Below are 19,725 nucleotides of genomic sequence, written 5' to 3' on the forward strand. Positions count from 1 at the left end.
GTCGTAAAGATCGGCCCCTGGTACGACGCCCTGAGCACAGCCGGCCACCCCGCGCCGTAAAAGCACCGGCGCCGGGCGGCCGGCCGGCCCGCCAACAGTTCCGCCTCGTCACTCCTACGTGGAGACGAACGAGGTCTGGCAACCCGGTACGGTCCAGGTCATGCAGCAGACGGTTCTCTCCTGCGCTTCGGCGTTCTCCGCGGCGGGAAGCTCCTGAAGAGCGGCCACATCGGTGGACACGGTCTCACCTCCCTTCTGCGTGCGGGGGACGCAGGGCGAACTCATCGGGCATGAACCACCGGCGGCCACCATGGCGCAGCCGTAGCAGGAACCCGATGATCCCGCCCAGGCCCAGGTTGTAGCTGAAGGGCAGGTCCCGCCCGTCCGCGGCGCGGATGACTTTCCGTCCGTTCGCGCGGACGTGCCCGCTGTGGATACGGGCCGCGTGCTCGGCGGCCCAGGTGAGATAGCGTTCCTCACCCAGCAGGCCGGCCAGGTCGAGCAGCAGCTCGCCGTTCCCCGCGTTGCCGTGACAGTGATCGGGGCCGAGCACCCATCGCTCGTTCCGCACCGCTGTCGCGGCCATCTCCGCCATGCTGAGAAAACGAGCGTCGCCGGTCGTCCGCCACAATCTGGCGAAGAAGGCGCCGATGCCGCCGGAGCCGTTGCACCACCATGCGGTGTCCGGCTCCGGCGCCCCCGCCCGGGTGGCGTCTTTGGGGCCGACCGGCCACCGGACGGCCTCGCCGACCCGCTCGGCCCGGGCGTACAGCGCCGTGCCGCAGGTCTCGGCCATCTCGACGTAGTCGGCCCGGCCGAGGGCATGGCCGGCCGAGAGCAGGAACGTCGCGATGCCCGCGACGCCATGCGCGAAACCGTAGTGCGTGAGACCGGCCAGCTTGGACGCGAAGCCTTCGGGGATCGGCCACACAACTTCGTCCGCCCGGCGTTCGCAGGTCTCCATCAGCCGATCGCCGCACAATTGTGCTCGCGCCCGGAATTCGGGGTCGCCCGTGGCCTGCCAGAGCGCGAGTTGCGCGACTCCGGCACCCGCCGTGCCATGCGTGTAGTCCGGTATGTACCACCGCAGCGGAATGCGCCTGGCATAGGCGAGGGCACGTTCGGCGAGGCCGTCGTCACCGAGGACGCGGGCCGCCTCGTACAACGCCCAGGCGCTGCCCGAGCGGCCGAAGAACAACCCGGGAAGAACGCGCGGCTCGCGCTCCAGCTCCGCGCACAGCCATGCGGACGCCGTGGCCAGAGCGTGCCGGTGTCTCTGGTCGTCGAAGACGCGCACCGCGCCCGCCAGCACCATGATCACGCCACCGGCGCCGGCGTGCACACCGGCGGCGTCCCCCGTACGGTTCTCGTGCCGCACGGGCGGCCAGAGAGGTCCGCCGCCGGGCGTCATCCGCTCCGCCGTGTGGTCCAGCAGGTCACGCAGGAGACCGTCCTGCTCGTCCGGGGTGAGGGCCGCGATGGGCTCGGGCGCGGCGCCGCGGTCGCCGCGCAGAGCGGCTCGCACCCGGTCGAGACCCCACCGCGCCCCCGGCTCCGCCGCCGTCAGGCCGAGGATCACAGGTGCCAGGCGACGGAGGGGGTCGTTGCCGTGCATGGCGGTTCGTACCAGCAGCTCCATGCGCTCGTCCGCCACCCGGACGGGGTCGTCGTCAGCCGTGAGCACCAGGTCGACCCGGGCGCACAGGTACAGCAGGCACGCGCCGAGGCTGTAGAGATCGGCCGTCCGCGAGGCGACCGCCGAGGAGCCGCGTGCCGCGATCTGCTCCGGCGCCGTGTAGCCGGGCGTCATCACCGGCGTGGCCGGGCTCCCCGGCCGGGTCACGAACTCCACGTCCACCAGGCGCAACGTGCCGTCCGGAGTGACCACGACATTGCCCGGGCTGAGATCTCGGAGCACCAGGCCGCTTCGGTGGACCAGCGCCACCAGGTCCACCAGCCGCGCGGCCACGGCCCGCACGTCCGCCGGTCGCGGGCGGCGGATCTCCGTCCCCTGTGACTCCTGTTCCACCCATTTCCGCAGGGACCGCCCGGGGATCTCCTCCTCCGCCAGGAACAGGTGGTGCTGGTACTCGAACAGCGTCACCTTGCGGGGCGTGACGCCGAGTGGCTCCATGAGGTCGAGCATGTCCGCCTCGTGCCGCAACCGGGCGTGCGCGTCCGAGATGTGCGGACGAGCCTCCTTGAGGATCACCCGGTGCCCGCTCCGCCGATCCGTGGCCCGGTAGACGCCGCCTCGGTTGGAGTGCCGGATCGCTTCGTCCACCTGGAACCGGTCGGCGATGAACACCGGCCCGCCGTCTCGCGCCGGCGGCGACGTCATCCCGGGAAACGGCGGCGGCGCCCACGGCGGAGGCGTGAACCGGGCCTCACGCCGGTCCTCCGCCCAGGTGCCGTCGGGGGCCACGAGCGCCGGCACGTACGACCCGTCGTCGTCGAGCCTGGACAGGGCGTCCGTGAATCCCCCGTATCGGTAGTGGACCAGGCTTCCCGGGCAGTAGGGCCGGTCGGACAAGATGGCCGGCCCGGCCTGCCCCGCGACGGCCCCGTGCAACTCCTCCACGAGTACGCGGAAATGTTCGTCGTCATCGGGATAGACGGTGATGAATTTTCCTCCGCCGGACCGGGGAAAACGCATGGACGTCAGTTCTGCGACCTGTTCCAAGCCTTTGGCGAATTTGAAACAGGCCCGTCGGCGCAGCAGCACCTCGGCCGCATTCTCCAGCACCGTCGGCGCCGATTCCGTGGTCGCCGAGACGTGTATCTTCCACCCCTGGAGCCGGCGACTGAACCCCGGCGGTTCCACATAACACCAGAATGACTCCGCGCGTATCTTCCAGCGCTCCGGCGCGGTGATCTCAGCCAGCGGGCCGGACAACCGGCCGGTCAGGTCGCCACCGTTCGCGCTGTTCAGCATCGCCTCGCCACTCCCTTTGTCCAGGGTCGGCCGCCAAGGAATGCCCAGCATAGGCACTGGCCGCGGCGGGCCGTCAAGCTGCCCATGGCGGCAGTTCATCGGCAAACAACGGTCCGGCCTTCAGCAATGTCGCCGGGGTGCGATACAAATGTTCACATGCAGCAGGAGCGCCATTTTCTGGAGAATGAGCAGGGTGTTCCGGAAATCAGCTACGTGCACGGCGAACGGGACGGCCGGCCGTGGGCGCACAAGGTCGAGATCATCGGCCCGCGACCGGCCGCGACGGTCGCCGCGAAAATGCGCGGCTGGTACGTCACGGTCTCCGAAGATTTCGGCGCGGAATTGACGGCCCGCGGTGCCCGCCTGATCCGGCACGCGCACGTGATCTCCTGCGATCTCGGCGCAGCGGCGGCCTGGCCCCCCGCGACGGCGCCGGAGGGATTCCGGTTCACGCCCTGCGATCGCGCGCCGGAGGAGGTGCTGCCTGCCTGGCGGAACGCGTTCCCGCCCGGACATCCGGATCATTCTCCGCGTACCGACGAAGAGGTGCTGCGAGAGGAGTTGGCTCCCCTTCTCCGGGGCGAGCTGATCGGCCCGCTCCTGCCCTGCAGCTCACTCGCCGTGGACCTGACGGATCGGGTGGTGGCGGGGGTGGTGGTCAATGACTGGGACGGCCTCTCGTGGGTCGCCAACGCCTTCCGCCACCCTGCCGGCACGCCCCGAGGTCTGGGTCTGACCCTCTTCCGTCACGTCATACAGAAGGCGGCGGCCGACGGCCTGGAATCCCTCACCGCCGTGGTCAGCCAGGCGAACCCGGCGCGGCACATCTGGCCGCGGATCGGCTTCCGTACCACCGAGACGTCCATGACGGTCCTTCTCTGAACCCACCCGTTCGCGGGAAGAGAGCCGAGGCGACCATCTGCCTTGGCGTGACGTCGCCACTCCTGACCGTGGACTTCGCCTCCACGCGGATCCAAGATGACACTGGGCAGCTCGTAAAGATCTCCGGACATCCCGCCACGCTTCCGGCGGGGCCCATCCACCAGAGCGTCAGGTCATGAGAGCTTGGAGGGCGATATGACTCGCCTGACCCCCTTCCGCGAGGGCGCGAACGTACATCCGATCAGCCGGCGGTCCGAAACGGCGGACGTGCCGTGACGATCAGGGCCGCCGTCGTCGGCGGCAGTCCCCTCCATCAGCAGGCCGTGGACGACCTGCTGCGCGACGAGGGCTTCCAGCTCGTCCACGCGCTGAGCCGGGACCCGGTCGTGGACGCGGACGGTGCCCCCACCGACGCGACATGGGAGAGCCTGCTGCTCGACCCGGACATCCGGCTCATCGTCCTGTGCACCCACACGGAGGCGAGAGTCGCCCTGGTCCGGCAGGCGGCCGAGGCGGGCAAGGCGGTACTCCTGCAGGAACCCGCCCCCTCCCCCCAGGAACTGGCGCAGCTCCGGCAGCTGACCCGGCGTGACACAGCGCTGATCGGCGTCATGATGCCGTTCCGCATGGCGGTGCCGGCCGAGGTACGAGCCTGGACCTGGACGGCGACGACCTGCGCGACACTCGAGGTCTCGCGGTCACACCCCTTCGAGGAGTTCCGCAACCCGTTGTGGTTCCGCTGGGGGCCGACGCGGCAGAAACGGGCACTCGCCCGGATTCTCACGCCGTACCTGGATCTGGCCTGTCAGCTTCTCGGCGAGCCGGCCGACACGAGGATCCAGGTCGACGACGATCCGGGAGGGCGGGCCATCGGCCTGGTGAGCTTCCACAACGGCTCGCGGCTCGCCTTCGCCGGCACGACCTGTTCCGCGGTTCCGTCTGAGCGGCTCAGCCTGTTCGACACCGATGCGCGCCTCACGGTCAGCGGCAGCACGCTGGTCTTCGAACGCATGGGATCGAGGGCCATGCGGGAGATCCCGCCCGTCCGGGTCCTGCGCGGGCTCGTGTACCAGGAGATCGCCCGTTCCATCGAATCCGGCACGCCGCTGCGGCACTCCACCGTGAACGCGTCCGACGGCCTCGCCGCCGTTCTCGCCTCCTTCGTCACCCTCCACCGCACGCAGGTCCACTCGTGAGAGCAGATCGACGTGTCGCGTTCGGGAGGTCCCGCGCGACGTCACGTCGCCTGCGGTGACGTCGATCTGAGCACCAGGCCGACAGGGCCGCCCGCGGCAGGTTGGCCCAACTGCGTGACCACGAATTGGCTCTGTGCCGATGGTGACGTCCTTCCTAAGATCATTTTTCATGAATCCTCTATCGATGCGCCTCATCGCCGTGGGCGCCTTCGTGGCGATGGCCGCGGCGGCGACTCCCGCGTACGCCGCCGCGCCCGCCGGCGACGCCGTGGTGAACGGCTCCCTGGACAACGGGGTCAAGGGCTGGTGGGCGTCCAAGAACACCCCGATCAAGGTGACCGACGGGCGGTTGTGCGCCCAGGTCCCCGCGGGTGGTGACAACGTGTGGGCCGCGATGATCGGGCAGAGCGGCATCGCGGTCCAGGCCGGACAGACCTACCAGTTGAGCTTCGAGGCGACCGCCACGAGGACGACGAGGATCAGGTCGGTGGTCCAGGGCGGCGGCGAGAAGCGCGCCGCGATCGTGGACGGCTACCCCGAGGTCGGCGGCAGCCCGAAGAAGTTCAGCTACGCGGCCACGGCCAAGGGGCCGGACACGGAGGCCCAGGTGTTGTTCCAGGTGGGCGGCGCTGACGCGCCGTACACGTTGTGCCTGGACAATGTCTCTCTCGTGCCCGTGCACCAGAGCGTCGTGAACGGCTCGCTGGACAACGGGGTCAAGGGTTGGTGGGCGTCCAAGAACACCCCGATCGAGGCGACGGGCGGGCGGTTGTGCGCCCACGTTCCCGCGGGTGGTGACAACGTGTGGGCCGCGATGATCGGGCAGAGCGGCATCGGTGTGGAGGCCGGGAAGACGTACCGGCTGAGCTTCAAGGCGTCGGCGACGCGGACGGTGAAGATCAGGTCACTGGTCCAGGGCAGCGGCGAGACGCACACCGCGATCGTGGACGGCTACCCCGAGGTCGGCACCGGCTCCCGGACCTACACCTACCAGAACACCGCCAAGGTCTCCGACCGGGAGGCCCAGGTGTTGTTCCAGGTGGGCGGCGCTGACGTGCCGTACACGCTGTGCCTGGACGACATCCTGCTCACCGACTAGAACGTCGGGCGCAACGGTGCTGCCGCCGGCGAGCTCGGTGGTGGCAGACCCGCCGGCGCCGCCGTTGGAGTCAGCGCGGACCTCGAACTGCGGAAGGAGAACGGCGGCCGGGGCGTCTCAAGTGTCAGGGTGGTGGGCTCCGCGTCGGCCATCATCCGGCACCCCTGTTCGAGGGGGGCCAGCACCACCGTCAAGTGGGAAAGCAGCACCATCGTTCGCCGGGGCCGCGAGTTCCTACCTTTGAGGCATGAAGAAGATCCTCGCAGCCACCGCCCTGCTGGCTGCTGCCGCGATCGCCGGGGGCGCGATGCTGATCCACAGCAACAGCCGTGAGCCGATGGTGCCCGCTTCGGAGACCACCCGCGGCACGTACCGACTGACCGGAGACGAGCTGGAGGTCGACTCCAGCGGCCCGGTGACGATCACCGTGGTCACCGGGCCGGCGGGCGAGGTCGTGGTCGACCGCAGGCTGCGCTGGACCGGCCCCAAGCGCCACACCGAGTCGTGGAGCGAGCACCGCATGACCATCGACTACGAATGCGGGGGCGGCGACTGCGGCGCCGACTACCGGCTGAGCGTGCCTGGCGGTACCCGGGTCAGGTTCGGCGGCGCGAAGGTCAGCTGCCCGCCCGAGATCGCATGCGAGGAGGCCTAACCGGGTCTGGAGCCGGCCCCAGAGCCAGGAACGGGCACTGACCAGGCATCTGGCGACCCCGTTCCGCCGGGAACGGCTGCCTTCCGGGCGGCGGCCGGGACCGGCCGAATGGCCGCCTCACGTGCACTCCATCGCTTCCTACGGCCCTGACCCAGCATTCGTGTCCGGGGGATGCCATCGCGAAGGTCAGCCCCGGACGTCCACCCCGGGGGGGTAGGTCGCCGTGTTCAGCGGTGCTCGGGCTCCACCGGGAGCCACAGTTCGGCGTCGGCCTCCGTCTTGTCCGGCGACAGCTGGATGCGGAGGATCTCGGGGCCGGTGCGGGTGCGGTACGGGTTCGACGGGAACCACTCGGTGAACACGTCCCGCCACAGCTCCTGGATGGCCCGTGGGGCGGGCCCGGAGGTGGTGAAGACCGCCCAGGTGCCGGCGGGGACGGCCAGTGTGGTCGTGCCTTCCGGAGCGGCGGCGGAGGTGATCACGCCGTGGTGGTAGTCGAGCTCATCACCCTCGGCGCGGCCGGGTTCCATGTCGTCGCACACCGCGACGATGCCGTACGGTTCCTGGTCCGACAGCTTCTCCAGGCGTTCCAGAGCCTGCGGATCGATCCTACGGACGAAGTCGATGATTGCCTGGTTCGGGCCCGCGTGCACCAGCGGGACCCGGGCCTTGAACCCGACGACGGTGAAGTCCGCCCTGTCCACGACGCGGTACCGCATGCTGCTGCTCCCTTCGATGGTGAGGCGGAAGGCCATTCGGGACTGGGAGGTGAGCGCGGCGCCGGTACGCCGGGCCTCGCCTGGCCCGATGCCGTGCATGGCACGAAACGCCCGCGCGAACGCCTCACCGGAGCCGTAGCCGTAGCGCACCGCGATATCCAGCAGCGTTTCACGCCCCGCGAGTACTTCGGCGCCCGCCAGGGTGAGCCGGCGGCGCCGGACGTACTCCGCGAGCGGCATGCCCGCCAGCGCGGAGAACATCCGGCGCAGGTGCTGCTCCGAGGTGGCCGCGACGCGTGCCAGCTCCTCCACGTCGAGGGCCTGGTCGAGATGGCCCTCGATGTGCTCCATGGCCTGGTTCAGCCGCTCCAGCATGCGTGCCCTCCTTCCACAGCCTCTGCACGGCCGCCCTGCCGACGATAGCCGTCAGGCACCTCTATCCAGCGCCGCCCCCGTCCCGTCCCAGCCCCTGGCGGATCGCAATCTCCACCAGTGAGTACGCGCCGTCGGCCCGATCCAGTTCGTACCGCGCGGCCGGTAGGAGCGGCGGCTGGGCCATGAAGCGCGGCCGCACCCCATGGTGCGGTTGTGCGGCGTGCACCAGGAACGGATGGCACAGGAAGACGTCGCCCGGGGACCCGGTGGCGAGGGCGAGCGGCCGGTGGTCGGACGCCGCCACCAGATCGGGTGCGAGGGTCAGCCCGCTCGCCCCGTCCTCCCCGTACTTCTCCAGCACCTTCGGCACGTCGAGGTGTGAGCCGACCCGGATCCGGGTCGGGGCGTCCTCCTCACCGACTTCGCTGAACAGGAAGAGCATCAACAGCGCCCGCCCCTGGGAGCGCAGATTCGTGAAGTACCAGCTCTCGCCCTCCGGCAGATAGCTCCCCTCGATGTGCCAGCCCGCGTCGTTCGGCTCCTCCTCGTGGGGGAAGCGCAGTGGGAAGGTGCCCAGTGAGTAGCGCGGCTCCCAGCGTCCCGCGCCGACGAGCAGGTCGTACGCATGATGCAGGGCCGGGGAATTGGGTGCGGCCGCGAACGGTCCTTGCGCCATACCGGCCACCCAGTGCACGGGCTGCGTCCACGTGGACGGGTCGTCCGGGTCGCAGCCCGTCTCCCGCCACAGCAGCCGCGCACAGTCTGCGGCCACGCGCGGCGCGACGGCACCCTCCAGCTTCACGAAGCCGTCGCGGAGGAAACGGGATGTCAAGGTCGTGTCGTCCATGCCCCCATCGTGCGACGTCACCGGCCCGGATCTCCCGACATTCCCGCTACCGCTTTTGTCGGGTCCGAGGGTGACCAGCACTGGGTTAGGTTGGCCGGATGAGGACATATGAGGATCTACCGGCGGAGCTGATGACTGAGCGGCTGCGGTTGCGACGGTGGGTGCCGTCGGACGCAGAGCAGTTCCGCGGGTTGTGGTTCGAGCGGGACCCGCGAGTGCCGGCGGCCCGCCGGATCGACGCCGAGGGACGGCCGACGGTCGAGGACGTCCGCAGCTGGCTCGTTGACAATCCGCTGACGGCGGCTCCCGGGCTCGGGTTGCTGGCCATAGAGCTGCGCGACACCGGTGAGTTCATCGGGTATTGCGGATTGACCGTCGGCCAGGGATCGTTCGACGAACCTGAGATCGCGTACGAGCTGGCACAACGAGCTCACGGCCATGGTTATGCGACAGAAGCCGCCCGTGCGGTCTTGGAAGCCGCGATTCGAACAGGGCGTCACCGCCTCTGGGCCACCGTACGGGAGTGGAACACACCCTCGTTCCGCGTCCTTGAGAAACTCGGCTTCCACCGAAGCGACCGCATCGACGAGGACGCCGAACACGGTGACTCGATCTGGATGACACGCGTACTCGACCCGCGGTAGAGACGCGGGCATCAGCCACCAGCTCACACGGGTGGCGACCGCCGAAGGCCTCGACCGGACGCGACGGGTGGGAGTTGCCAGGCACTTTGCTCCAGCATGGCGCGGTGCCGGGCGAGGAGGCTGTCCGCCTGAGGTCGGGCACTGCCCCGGACGCGGATGATCACGTCAGGGAGTTGCGAAGCGCGCGGCGATCGTTCGGGCTGCTTCGTCGACCGCTCGCGACTGCTCTTCCTTGGTGATCGACCACGTACCGTGCGTGAGGCGCGGCCAGAAGATCGCGGACGCGATCATGCCGAGGAACTGTGCGGATGCCAGATCCGGATCATCGATGTCGGCGCTGCCTGCGGAGTGCGCCTCCCGCAGATAGCGCCCCAGCGCCTGCAGCACAGGCAGCGTGCCGAAGTCGAAGGTCCGCTCGCGCAGTTCGGGGAAGTGGTGCGATTCGGCGATCACGGTTCGCATCAGGGCGACCATGCGAGGACGAGTCAACAGTTCCGAATACGCGCGACCTAGCACCACCAAGCCCGCATAGAGGTCGCCGGTCGGGATCTCGACCGGTTCCGGCGCCGGCGATCCGCCTGCCGCGAGCACCGTTGCCTCGAAGAGCTCGGCCTTGGTCGGGAACTGCTTGAAGAGCGTCGCCTTGGACACCCCTGCCTGCTCGGCGACACGTGCCAGTGGCGTGCGGTCGTACCCGAACTCCAGGAAGAGCTGCGCGGCGGCGCCGAGGATCGCCTCGCGGTTGGTCGCGGCCACCGCACGGTGGTACGAGGAGCGTCCACGTGTCATCCGTTCAGTATCTCATCGAGGCGAGTTCCTTGACTCACCATGACGAGCACGATTACGGTCATAGAGGCGAGTCGATCGACTCACCTCTCGGAGATAGGAGCGGCTCATGGCCACCGTGATCGTCCACGCGACCATCACTCTTGACGGGTTCATGGCAAGGGAGGACGGCGGGGTCGACTGGATGTTCGGCCGACCCTCCGCTCCCGAGGACGACGCCGTCGTGGGGACGGTGATGAGCCGGATCGGCGCGGTGGTCGGCGGCGCGAACAAGACCCAGACCATCGAGGACGGCGAGATCCCGTACGGCGGCATGCTGAAGGTCCCGGTCTACCTGATGACCCACAGCGCCCATGAGCCGATCGAGCGCGACGGCATCACGTACAACTTCGTCGTCGACGACATCAACGAGGCCGTCAGACTGGCCACGCAAGCGGCCGGGGACGGCTGGGTCAGCCTGCTCGGAGGAACCATCTCACGACAGTGCCTGCGGCTCGGTCTCGTCGACGAGCTCCACCTGGACGTTGCGCCGGTCCTGCTCGGCGACGGCATCTCGCTGTTCGCAGGCCTTGGGCGGCACATCGAGCTTGAGCGCCTCGACACATCAGCCTTCGCGAGCGAGGCTCATCTTCGCTACCGAGTCCTCCGTTAGCCCGAGTTGCAGGTCCTCCGAGCCATCGGGTCCGCCACGAGCCCTCGCCACTTGTCCGAGCCCTCCCGCCCCGGAGCCCGTTCAAATCCCATGCGGGTTTCGCCATCATCTTGGCTGAACCCCGACCTCACCAAGCTGCCGAGCGGCCCGACCGGCGGTTTGCGGCCCAAGCCGGACGGGCGCCTGGCCGTCGGGATCTGGGCCGCCGGAGACTGCTGCGAGACCCGGCATCGGCTCACCGGCGGGTGACGGGGCCCGCCACCAGCTGTTTGTAATGACTTTGTAGCGACTGTGTAGGGGATCTCTGGCAGCGGCTCGCACTCTTGATCGCAGAGGGCGCGATCGGTGCGCCCCCTGAAGAACTGGGAGTTCGTCATGGTCAAGACCGCCCGTCGTTACGCGAAGTACGCCGTCAGCACCCTGTCCAGCGCCATCTTCGGGCTGCAGGTCTGACGAACAGCGAGTGATCCCCCGGGAGCCCTCTCCCGGGGGACACCACGACGGGAGGAAAGCGGCGTGTTCGGCACCGCGGTACGCCAGCTCGGCTACGCCTGGTCGATGATGTCGGGGCGCAGGTTCCGGCTGCGGGACGTCTACACGCTGGTCGACGACATGCGCGAGACGCTGGAGACGTTCGGCTCGCCCGGCGAGGGCGCCGACGACCTGATCGCGGGCAACGACCCCGAGCTCCAGGAGGACCTCACCCGGCGGCGGCTGCGGCGCACGGTGGCCCACGCGGCGGCGGAGAGCCCTTACTACCGGCGGTGGTTCGCGGAGCACGGCGTGGACCCGGCCTCCATCACCCCGCAAACCCTGTCCTCGATCGCCCCCACCTCCAAGGCCGACCTGCGCGGCAGGCCGGCGGCCTTCGTCTCCGACCTGGCCAGGCCATCCGTGCTCGCGCACACGACGGGCACGACGGGCACGCCCACGCTCGTGTGGTTCTCCGCCTACGAGATCGAGCTGCTGTCGTGCCTGTCGGCGCTCTCGCTCATGATGTCCGGGAACGTGCGCACGGACGACGTGTGGGCCAACGCGAGCAGTTCGCGGTCCGTCGCGCAGATCCTCACCGAACGGGCCGTCACCCGCACCGGGGCCGTGTTCGCCCACCTGGGCACCATCGACCCGGCCGCCACGCTCGACCGGCTGGCCACTCCGCTGCACGTTCCGGGCAAGCGCGCGCAGATGTCTCACCTCAACGTGCCGGCCTCCCACCTCGCGGCGCTCGTGCAGGAGGCCGAGCGGGGCGGCTGGCGGGCCGCCGACTTCGCGCTGACCACCATCTGGTCCGGCGGCGAGGTCCTCACCGACGCGTTGCGCGAGCGGGCGGAGCACGCGTTCGGGGCCGAGGTCCGCGACGGGTACGGCATGACCGAGATCGCCCCGGTGTCCGGCCGCGTCTGCCCCGACGGTCATCTGCACCTGTCCGCCGACCAGGGCCTGGTCGAGATACTCGACCCCGAGACCCTGGCCCCCGCCGCTCCCGGCGAGGTCGGCACGATCGTCGTGACGCCGTACTCCACGTTCCGCGACACCACGCTTCTGCTCAGGTACGTCACCGGCGACCTCGTCCAGGTTCTGGCCGAGCCCCCGACGTGCGCCCTCGCCGCCCTGCCCGCCACCTCGCGGGTGCTCGGCCGCAGGTCGCCCGGCGGGCTGACCACGCGTGACGTGCTGGACCTGCTGCAGGCCGAGCACGCGCTGCCGCTGCCCACCCGGTACGCCCTTGAGGGCACCATCCTGTACGTCGTCGCGGGCAAGGCCGAGCAGGGCCTGCTCGGCCGCCTGGAGGAGCGCGCCCACGGGCTGCCTCTGACCGGCATCGTCCTGGTCGAGACCGCCGAGGACCTGCCCACGCCCTGCCGGCTGCGCACCGACCTGCTGGAGATCAGCTTCGAGCGAGGACTGTGATGACCCCGTACGTGCTCGCCCTGTACGCCCTCGTCGCTCTGGCCGTCGCGCTCACCGCCGCGTACCTGCGCCGTTACGTCATGCCCAGACCGCCGGTCGGCCGGATGGTGGGCGCGGACATCGCGGTCATGGTGGTGACGCTGGTCGTGATGCCGTTCGCGTACCTCCACCTGCCCACGGGCGTCGTCGTGTCGATCTTCGGGCTCGTGGTCCTGACGTTGACCCAGCTCACCCTCGCCCCCGTGCTGGGCGGCCGGTGGGGCATGATCGCCGCCCTGCTCCTGTGCGCCGCCGACGTCACCGCCTTCGCGCTGGGACGGCCGGCCGCGCTCCTTGTGATCAACGACGCCCTGCTGATCCTGCTCGTCGTCGGCGTGGTGAACATGTGGGTGCAGGCGGCGATCACGCCCGCGCAGGTGGCCGCCCTGGCCGCCGCCCTCACCCTGTACGACACGCTGGCCACCGGGCTGACGTCGCTCACCGCCGACTTCGTCCAGCGGATGCAGGGGCTGCCGTTCGCGCCTGTGCTGGCCTCCTCCTATGGCGACGATCCCGCCCTCATCGGGCTCGGCGACTGCCTGATGTTGTCGATCTGGCCGGTGGTGGCGCTACGGGCGTACGGGAAGGCGGCCGCTTGGTGTGCCGCCGGCCTGGAGGCCGTCCTGCTGGCTCTGTCCATCGCCTTCGTCCTGTCCCATGGCCGGCTGCTGCCGTTGCTGACCGTGCTCGGGCCGCTGATCGTCGTGCAGTGGCTGTACTGGCGGCGGTGGCAGGCCCGCCGGACGCCCGCCCCGGCCCGGCCGGAGGTGAACCGGGCGCTGGAGGTGGCCGACGCGCCCGCCGGGATGTGGGCCGCCCTGTCGCCCGAGGGCGTGCTGGTCGCCGAGGGCGCCACGCCGGGGCTGGCGCGCAAGGAGGCCAGGCTGGCGGGAACGCAGGGCGTGCCGGTCGTGTGGCGGCTCGGCGAATAGCGTCGGTCAGGGCGCCAGGAACGCGGCCACCTCCCGTCCCTCCGCCGCGTCGCCGAACAGGGCGAGGGAGCCGCGCCACGCCGCCGCCGACTCCTCGTGCCGCCCCAGCAGGGCGTAGGCCCGGCCCAGCTCTCTGAGAGCGCGGGCCCGCCACACCGGAGGCCCGTCGCCGCCGAGCCGTTCCAGCGCGGCCCGCAGGTCCGCCACCGCCCGGCGGGGCTCGCCCTGGCGCAGGTGCACGACGCCGAGCGCGTGCCCGGCCAGCGCCTCGCCCAGGGTGTCGCCGCTTTCCACGAACAGCCGCAGGCTCGCCGCCAGTGTCTCGGCCGCCTCGTCGAAGCGGCCCAGCGCACCCAGTGCCTCCCCCAGCCGGCGCAGCGCCTTGCTCGTCTCGGCGCGATCGCCGAGCGCCTGCGCCGCCAGCAGGCCCTCCCGGTAGCGGACGACGGCCTCCGCCGTCTCGCCCCGCTGGTAGAGGGCGGTGCCGAGGCCGCGCAGCAGGTTGCCGCGGATGGCGTAGTCGTCCTTCTCGGTCACCTCCAGCCGCGCTCTGGCGATCTCCACGGCCCGCCCGTGCTCACCGCGCTCGACGTGGATCCAGACAGGCCAGGTCCACGCGTACGCCAGCCCGGCGGCGTCGCCGTGAGCCGCCATCAGGTCGAGGCAGGCGTACGCGTCGGCCAGCGCCTCGTCCAGATGGCCCATGCCGTGCCGCGCGGCGGCCCTGACGATCAGCGCGTACGCCGCTCCATGCCTGTCACCGGCGCGGCCGAACTCCGCCAGAAGCGCGCCGCACATGGTCTCGGCCGAAAGGAACCGACCCCATTCGATCTCCACCGTGGCCAGCAGCAGCCGGGCCCGCAGCGCGGCGCGCCCATCGCCCAGCCCGATCACGATCTGCTGGACCCGCTCGGCGTCGGCCAGGAACCGATCCATGATCAAATAGCTGGTGAGGTGGTGCCCCAGCTCGGCCGCCGCGTCGTTCAGGCCCAGCTCGGCGGCGGTGCTGAGGGCGAGCATCAGCGTACGCCGCTCGGCCGCCAGCCACATCTCGCTCACCCGCACGTCGGGCGCCGGTCCCTCCTCCGGCTCGCGCTCGTACGGCGGGGCCAGCAGGATCGGCAGGCGGCGCGTGGCGGCCCGGGTACGCCGCAGGCATTCCAGCACGTGCCAGGTGAGCACCGCACGCCGCCCCTCGGGGGTCTCCTCCGCCTGCGCCCGTTCCCGCGCGTACACCCGCAGCAGGTCGTGCAGCCGGTAGCGGGGCTGTCCGGCCCCGTCCACCTCGGTCGAGGTGAGCATGCCCCGCGCGACCAGCGTCTCCAGCGCCGCATCCGCCTCCAGCGCGGCCGCCCCCAGCTTGTCCGCATCCCCGTCCGAGCCAGGCGGTCTGGCGGGCGCCGCGTCCGTCTCCGCGGCGGGTCGTCTGAGGAGGGCCGCGACCGACCACTCCGCCACGCTGTCCAGCCCGGCCAGGCCCAGCAGCCGGAACGCGCGCCTGGCCGGGGCCGGCAGCGCCGCGTAGCTCGGCTCGAACGTCGCGCGCACGTCCAGCCCGCCGACGACCAGCTCGTCCAGGCCCCGTCCGGCCAGCCGGGTGGCGAACTCGCTGACCGGCCAGACCGGCCGGGTGGCCAGGCGGGCTCCCGCGACCCGGATGGCCAGCGGCAACCGGCCGCAGGAACGCAGGATCTGCTCGGCCGCGCCGGGCGCCGAACCGATGCGGTCCCGGCCCGCCACGCGTTCCAGCAGGAGCCTGGCGTCTCTCTCGTCGGGGAGGTCGAGCGGGAGCCGTACGGCACCTTCCAGGGCGGGCAGCGGAGAGCGGGAGGTCACCAGGACGGCGCCGCGTGCGGTGCCCGGCAGCAGGTGGCGGAGCTGGTCCTCCTCGACGGCGTCGTCCAGCACGAGGAGCACCGCCCGGTCGGCCAGCCGCTGACGCAGCAGTCCCGCGCGTTCCTCGACCGGGACGGGGATGAGCGCGCCGTCGAGGCCGAGCGAGCGCAGCAGCACGTCCAGCAGCTCGCCGGGCTCCCGGGGGCCGCGCGCGTCCCGTCCGAGCCGGACGAAGAGCTGCCCGTCGGGATAGTCGGCTCGCAACAGGTGCGCCAGTCGTACGGCGAGCGTGGTCTTGCCCACGCCGGGCAGACCGGACACGACCACGATGGGCGGACCGAGCCGATCCGCGGCCGCCCGCAGCAGCCTCAGCAGCTCGGCGACCTCTCCCTCACGCCCGACGAAGTCCGCGGTGTCGCCGGGTAACTGGCACAGCCCCCGGAACGCCATCGGCCGCGCGCCCGCTTCGACGTCCGCGGAAGGCGGCATGCCGTGCCGGTCGGCGTCCGCGGCCGGCGGCGGCGAATGACGACCGCCCTCTCCTGCCGGTGGCGGCGAGTGGCGCCCGGCCTCTCCGGCCGGTGGCGAGTGATGATCGGTCTCGCCGGGGAGCAGCGGCGAACGGCGGTCGGCGTCGCCGGAGAGCAGCGCGGCGTGCAGGCGGCGCAGTTCCGGGCCCGGCTCGATGCCCAGCTCGGCCACCAGCAGCTCACGCGCCTCGCGGAAGGCGTCGAGGGCCTCGTCCCGCCGCCCGCTGCGGTGCAGGGCGACCACGAGCTGCTCTCGCAAACGCTCACGCAGCGGGTGGGCGGCGACGAGGGTACGCAGTTCGGCGGCGAGGCCGTCGTGGCCGAGCGCGAGCCGTACGTCGATCCACTCCGATCTGGCCACCGCCAGCTGCTCCTCCAGCTCGGTGATCCGCGGCGCCACGGCCCCGCTGAGCGGTACGTCCTCGGCCGGGGTTCCGCGCCACAACGCGACGGCGGCCGCGTACTCGCGCTCGGCCGCCACCAGGTCGCCGTTCGCCCGTTCCCTGCGCGCCCGGCGTACGCCCTCCTCGAACACCAGCAGGTCCAGACGCTCCGGCGGGACCTCGCAGGCGTACCCCGACCCCTCGGTCCCCAGCCACAGGCCGCTGCCCTCCAGGGAGCGGCGGAGCTGATGGACGTAGGTCTGGACGTTGGACAGTGCCGAGCGGGGCGGGTCGTCCCAGAGGGCGCCGATCAGGCGTTCGGTGGAAACGGTCGCGTTCGGGTGGAGCAGCAGGACCCCGATCACGGCCCGCTGCTTGCGGCTGAGACGGATCCGGCCGCCGGGACCATTGAGGCGAATGGTGCCGAGGATCGCGAAGTCCACCGGTCCTCCCTCGTGCGTGATCGGATGATCAGCTTTCCGGAAGGCAGTACACCTCTGGTGACGCCCATTTGACAAACGCGGCAAGCCGGACAGTCAGCGATGGCCGGTGTCGGGCGCCGACAGCCGTGATCGGCCCCGGGGAACGGGTTCTGGGGTGCCGGTGCCCGGTGCGGAGCCCGGGTCGCGCAGGCCGATCAGCGGTCTCCGCGCAGGGCGCCGGATTCGATCAGCCGGCGCATCGGCGTGCCATGAGCGACGAGAGAGCCGAACGCTGCGCATCGACACCGAGGGAGCCGCCGGCAGCACTCGTGGCCTTGCCACCGGTGATGGCTGTGACCCTGCTGATCGGCCCGGACTCGTTCGACGACGGCAGGGTCCACTCCGTCATCGGCCGCCTCGTCCGCGACCCGCGCTGACCCCGTCAGCGCGACAACGACTGCAGTGACCCGGCGATCCGGTGCCCGGCCCAGCGCTTGAACTTGCGCGCCGCCTCCAGCCGGCTCACCGCCCGGTCGAGCCGGTAGTACAGCCGCGGCGGCATGTACGACAACAGCGGCGAGTGCCGCTGGCCGAGCAGCGCGAACATCTGCGCGGGCTCCAGGCGCAGGTAGCGCGGCAGGTCCTCGTAGAACCGCGCGCTGTAGCGGGCGGCGCTCTGGACCGGCAACAACGCGGCCTTGCGCTCCCGCGCGTAGGCCGCGAGCGCGGGCGCCAGGGCGGGGTGGCGCTCGATCGCGCCGGCCAGCGCGATGGCGTCCTCGATCGCGAGCGTGGTCCCGGCGCCGATGGAGTAGTGCGTGGTGTGCGCGGCGTCGCCGAGCAGGACGAGGTTGCCGCAGTGCCAGGAGCGGTTCGTCACGGTCTGGAAGCGCAGCCACTGCGCGACGCCCTGCCCGCGCCCGACGAGCCGATGCCCGTCGAGCACGTCGACGAACAGCTTTTCCAGCAGCTCCAGGTTGCCCGCCTCGTCGGCGCGGTCGAGCCCGAGCCCGCGCCACGTGGCGGGCGCGCACTCGATCACGCAGGTGCTGCGCTCGTCGTCGAAGCGGTAGCCGTAGCACCAGATCCAGCCGTGCTCGGTCTCCACGAAGGCGAAGGTGAAGGCGTCGAAGACCTTGGTGGTCCCGAGCCAGATGTAGGTGTTGCCCCCCGTGGCGACCTCGGTGCCGAAGTCGTGGCGGCCGCGCAGCGGGCTGTTCACCCCGTCGGCGGCCACCACCAGGTCGGCGTCCGGGACCTCGCCGAGGATCTCGCGCTCGAACTCCACCCGCACGCCGAGTGCGATCGCCCGGTCGGCCAGGATGCCGAGCAGCCGGTGGCGGCCGATGCCGAAGCCCTCGTCGCCGCGGTGCGTGGTGGTGCGGCCGCCGACGAGGGCCATCCCGTCCTGCCACCGCACGGACGCCTCGCCGATGGCGCGGGCCGACTCGGGATCGCTCTCGTGCAGCCGGTCGAGCAGGCTGCCCCAGTACGTCACGCCCCAGCCGTACGTCGAACCCTCCGGATCGCGCTCGAAAACGGATATGTCACACGAAGGATCGCGCAGCTTCATCTGGATCGCGAAATACAGGCCGGCGGGTCCGCCACCGACACAAATCACCTTCTGCACTTCGTTCGGCACAGAGTAGTTATACGCACACAGTGCGCCACCGCGCGCGCTACGCCACGCCGAACCCGAGCCGGCGGGCTGCCGGACGCGCTTCCTGATCCGAGACAGGGATGGCAAGTTCCCGGCCCTCATGGACGAGGTCCTCGCCGACGCCGGCATCACGACGGTGCTCACCAGCATGCGGATGCCGCGCATGAACTCCATCACGGAGCGATGGGTGCAGCACTGCCGCCCTGAACTCCTCGACCGCTACTGCTCTGGAACGACCGCCAACCTCGACGTACGCCTAAGAGACCGGCTCGGCGGCGTCCTCCACACATACTCACATGCCCGCTTGACCAGCGTGGATGAGATTATCGGCAGGCGCAGAGCTGCAGGGCGTCGGCCACGTCGGCAATTCTGTCAACAAACAGTGTTCAAGAGTTGCTGAACCGCCGGAGTTGTTGAAGGCTCCCAGTGCCTTCTGATGGCCGGCATGGCCGGTCTGTAAAATACGATCGTCATCTGAAGGATCCAGCACCCTCAAGATTCGCCAGTGGCGCGGCCCCGCCTCCGGAACAGCCGCCTCCATCCGCGGGCACCGTGGCGCATGCTGTTGGCGTTCACCGTCTCAATGTTCTCTCGGACAATGCGAGTCGTAGGGTGGTCGGCGCCCAGCACCCGCTCGCAGTCGGCGAAGGCGGCCTCCAGCAGGGGGATGGCCCGGCCCAAGTCCCCCGCGGTTCGGTAGGCGCTGGCGAGGTTGTTGCGTGAGGCCAGCGTGTCGGGGTGGTCAGTGCCCAGCACCCGCTCACGGTCGGCGAGGGTGGCCTCGTACAACGAGATGGCCCGCTCCAAGTCCCCCGCGGTTCGGTAGGCGGCGGCGAGGTTGTTGCGGGACGCCAGCGTGTCGGGGTGGTCGCCGCCCAGCACCCGCTCACGCTCGGCCAGCGTCTGCTTGTACAACGGGAGGGCCCGCTCCAGGTCCCCCGCCGCCTGATAGGCGGCGGCGAGGTTGTTGCGGGAGGTCAGGGTTGAGGGATGGTCGGCGCCCAGCACCCGTTCCCGGTCGGCGAGTGTGGCCTCGTACAAGGAGATGGCCTGACGCAGGTCCCCCGCCGCCTGGTAGGCGTGGGCGAGGTTGTTGCGGGAGCCCAGCGTGTCGGGATGGTCGGTACCCAGCACCCGTTCCCGGTCGGCGAGTGTGGCCTCGTACAAGGAGATGGCCTGACGCAGGTCCCCCGCCGCCTGGTAGGCGTGGGCGAGGTTGTTG

Annotated in this window: 16 protein-coding genes; 9 read left to right on the forward strand and 7 right to left on the reverse strand. The window is 70.7% G+C overall.

Going from position 1 to position 19,725, the window contains the following annotated elements:
• Positions 1-244: 244 nt before the first annotated feature.
• Entirely contained in the window at positions 245-2,935 is a 2,691-nt protein-coding gene (gene lanL, locus AB0J97_RS39710; RefSeq protein WP_364098926.1) for a class IV lanthionine synthetase LanL, read from the reverse strand.
• A gap of 156 nt (positions 2,936-3,091) precedes the next feature.
• Here lanL and AB0J97_RS39715 point away from each other — a divergent pair, with 156 nt between their 5' ends.
• The 4 genes from AB0J97_RS39715 (at position 3,092) to AB0J97_RS39730 (ending at position 6,767) form a co-directional block, all read left to right on the forward strand.
• A complete protein-coding gene (locus tag AB0J97_RS39715; RefSeq protein WP_364098929.1) occupies positions 3,092-3,817 on the forward strand; it encodes a GNAT family N-acetyltransferase in 726 nt (241 codons plus the stop codon).
• A gap of 272 nt (positions 3,818-4,089) precedes the next feature.
• Positions 4,090-5,013 carry a Gfo/Idh/MocA family oxidoreductase gene (locus tag AB0J97_RS39720; RefSeq protein ID WP_364098932.1) on the forward strand — a complete coding sequence of 308 codons (924 nt, stop codon included), beginning with the start codon at positions 4,090-4,092 and terminating at the stop codon, positions 5,011-5,013.
• Positions 5,014-5,182: 169 nt separating this feature from the next.
• On the forward strand, positions 5,183-6,112 hold the full coding sequence (locus AB0J97_RS39725; protein WP_364098935.1) for a carbohydrate binding domain-containing protein: 930 nt from the start codon (positions 5,183-5,185) through the stop codon (positions 6,110-6,112).
• A 247-nt stretch (positions 6,113-6,359) separates the two neighbouring features.
• A complete protein-coding gene (locus AB0J97_RS39730; protein WP_364098937.1) occupies positions 6,360-6,767 on the forward strand; it encodes a hypothetical protein in 408 nt (135 codons plus the stop codon).
• 227 nt (positions 6,768-6,994) lie between these two features.
• Here the strand turns inward: AB0J97_RS39730 and AB0J97_RS39735 are convergent, their stop codons facing one another.
• Both AB0J97_RS39735 and AB0J97_RS39740 read right to left on the reverse strand, forming a co-directional pair.
• A complete protein-coding gene (locus tag AB0J97_RS39735) occupies positions 6,995-7,861 on the reverse strand; it encodes an AraC family transcriptional regulator (protein WP_364098940.1) in 867 nt (288 codons plus the stop codon).
• A gap of 61 nt (positions 7,862-7,922) precedes the next feature.
• Entirely contained in the window at positions 7,923-8,708 is a 786-nt protein-coding gene (locus tag AB0J97_RS39740; protein ID WP_364098943.1) for a phytanoyl-CoA dioxygenase family protein, read from the reverse strand.
• Positions 8,709-8,839: 131 nt separating this feature from the next.
• Here AB0J97_RS39740 and AB0J97_RS39745 point away from each other — a divergent pair, with 131 nt between their 5' ends.
• The gene (locus tag AB0J97_RS39745) at positions 8,840-9,352 is read left to right on the forward strand and encodes a GNAT family N-acetyltransferase (protein ID WP_364098946.1); all 513 of its coding nucleotides are present in this window, start codon (positions 8,840-8,842) and stop codon (positions 9,350-9,352) included.
• A 165-nt stretch (positions 9,353-9,517) separates the two neighbouring features.
• On the opposite strand, the gene AB0J97_RS39750 is transcribed toward AB0J97_RS39745, so the two are convergent.
• Positions 9,518-10,108 carry a TetR/AcrR family transcriptional regulator gene (locus AB0J97_RS39750; protein WP_357700272.1) on the reverse strand — a complete coding sequence of 197 codons (591 nt, stop codon included), beginning with the start codon at positions 10,106-10,108 and terminating at the stop codon, positions 9,518-9,520.
• 139 nt (positions 10,109-10,247) lie between these two features.
• Here AB0J97_RS39750 and AB0J97_RS39755 point away from each other — a divergent pair, with 139 nt between their 5' ends.
• The 4 genes from AB0J97_RS39755 to AB0J97_RS39770 all read left to right on the forward strand — a co-directional run bounded on the left by AB0J97_RS39755 (position 10,248) and on the right by AB0J97_RS39770 (position 13,672).
• Entirely contained in the window at positions 10,248-10,790 is a 543-nt protein-coding gene (locus AB0J97_RS39755; RefSeq protein WP_364098949.1) for a dihydrofolate reductase family protein, read from the forward strand.
• 90 nt (positions 10,791-10,880) lie between these two features.
• Positions 10,881-11,039, forward strand: a complete 159-nt coding sequence (locus AB0J97_RS39760; protein WP_364098952.1) for a hypothetical protein — start codon at positions 10,881-10,883, stop codon at positions 11,037-11,039.
• Between the two features lie 267 nt (positions 11,040-11,306).
• A complete protein-coding gene (locus tag AB0J97_RS39765) occupies positions 11,307-12,701 on the forward strand; it encodes an AMP-binding protein (RefSeq protein ID WP_364098955.1) in 1,395 nt (464 codons plus the stop codon).
• Positions 12,701-13,672: a hypothetical protein gene (locus tag AB0J97_RS39770; RefSeq protein WP_364098958.1), complete on the forward strand. Its 972-nt coding sequence runs from the start codon at positions 12,701-12,703 to the stop codon at positions 13,670-13,672. Before AB0J97_RS39765 ends, AB0J97_RS39770 begins: the two co-directional genes overlap by 1 nt.
• A 6-nt stretch (positions 13,673-13,678) precedes the next feature.
• On the opposite strand, the gene AB0J97_RS39775 is transcribed toward AB0J97_RS39770, so the two are convergent.
• The 3 genes from AB0J97_RS39775 to AB0J97_RS39785 form a co-directional block, all read right to left on the reverse strand.
• Positions 13,679-16,864 (reverse strand): BTAD domain-containing putative transcriptional regulator, encoded by a 3,186-nt coding sequence (locus AB0J97_RS39775; RefSeq protein WP_364098961.1) that lies wholly within the window; start codon positions 16,862-16,864, stop codon positions 13,679-13,681.
• Between the two features lie 421 nt (positions 16,865-17,285).
• Entirely contained in the window at positions 17,286-18,341 is a 1,056-nt protein-coding gene (locus tag AB0J97_RS39780; protein WP_364098964.1) for an FAD-dependent monooxygenase, read from the reverse strand.
• Between the two features lie 654 nt (positions 18,342-18,995).
• The coding region (locus tag AB0J97_RS39785) for a tetratricopeptide repeat protein (protein WP_364098967.1) at positions 18,996-19,725 on the reverse strand (730 nt) is incomplete at its 5' end.

It is taken from the genome of Nonomuraea sp. NPDC049607, from assembly GCF_040675375.1.
In the GTDB taxonomy this organism is placed as follows: Bacteria; Actinomycetota; Actinomycetes; order Streptosporangiales; family Streptosporangiaceae; genus Nonomuraea.

What these genes read in the sequence shown, in the direction of transcription:
- lanL (WP_364098926.1), bottom strand. Translation starts at nt 2,935, where the DNA reads ATGCTGAACAGCGCGAACGGTGGCGACCTGACCGGCCGGTTGTCCGGC.
- AB0J97_RS39715 (WP_364098929.1), top strand. Translation starts at nt 3,092, where the DNA reads ATGCAGCAGGAGCGCCATTTTCTGGAGAATGAGCAGGGTGTTCCGGAA.
- AB0J97_RS39725 (WP_364098935.1), top strand. Translation starts at nt 5,183, where the DNA reads ATGAATCCTCTATCGATGCGCCTCATCGCCGTGGGCGCCTTCGTGGCG.
- AB0J97_RS39730 (WP_364098937.1), top strand. Translation starts at nt 6,360, where the DNA reads ATGAAGAAGATCCTCGCAGCCACCGCCCTGCTGGCTGCTGCCGCGATC.
- AB0J97_RS39735 (WP_364098940.1), bottom strand. Translation starts at nt 7,861, where the DNA reads ATGCTGGAGCGGCTGAACCAGGCCATGGAGCACATCGAGGGCCATCTC.
- AB0J97_RS39740 (WP_364098943.1), bottom strand. Translation starts at nt 8,708, where the DNA reads ATGGACGACACGACCTTGACATCCCGTTTCCTCCGCGACGGCTTCGTG.
- AB0J97_RS39745 (WP_364098946.1), top strand. Translation starts at nt 8,840, where the DNA reads ATGACTGAGCGGCTGCGGTTGCGACGGTGGGTGCCGTCGGACGCAGAG.
- AB0J97_RS39755 (WP_364098949.1), top strand. Translation starts at nt 10,248, where the DNA reads ATGGCCACCGTGATCGTCCACGCGACCATCACTCTTGACGGGTTCATG.
- AB0J97_RS39760 (WP_364098952.1), top strand. Translation starts at nt 10,881, where the DNA reads ATGCGGGTTTCGCCATCATCTTGGCTGAACCCCGACCTCACCAAGCTG.
- AB0J97_RS39770 (WP_364098958.1), top strand. Translation starts at nt 12,701, where the DNA reads ATGACCCCGTACGTGCTCGCCCTGTACGCCCTCGTCGCTCTGGCCGTC.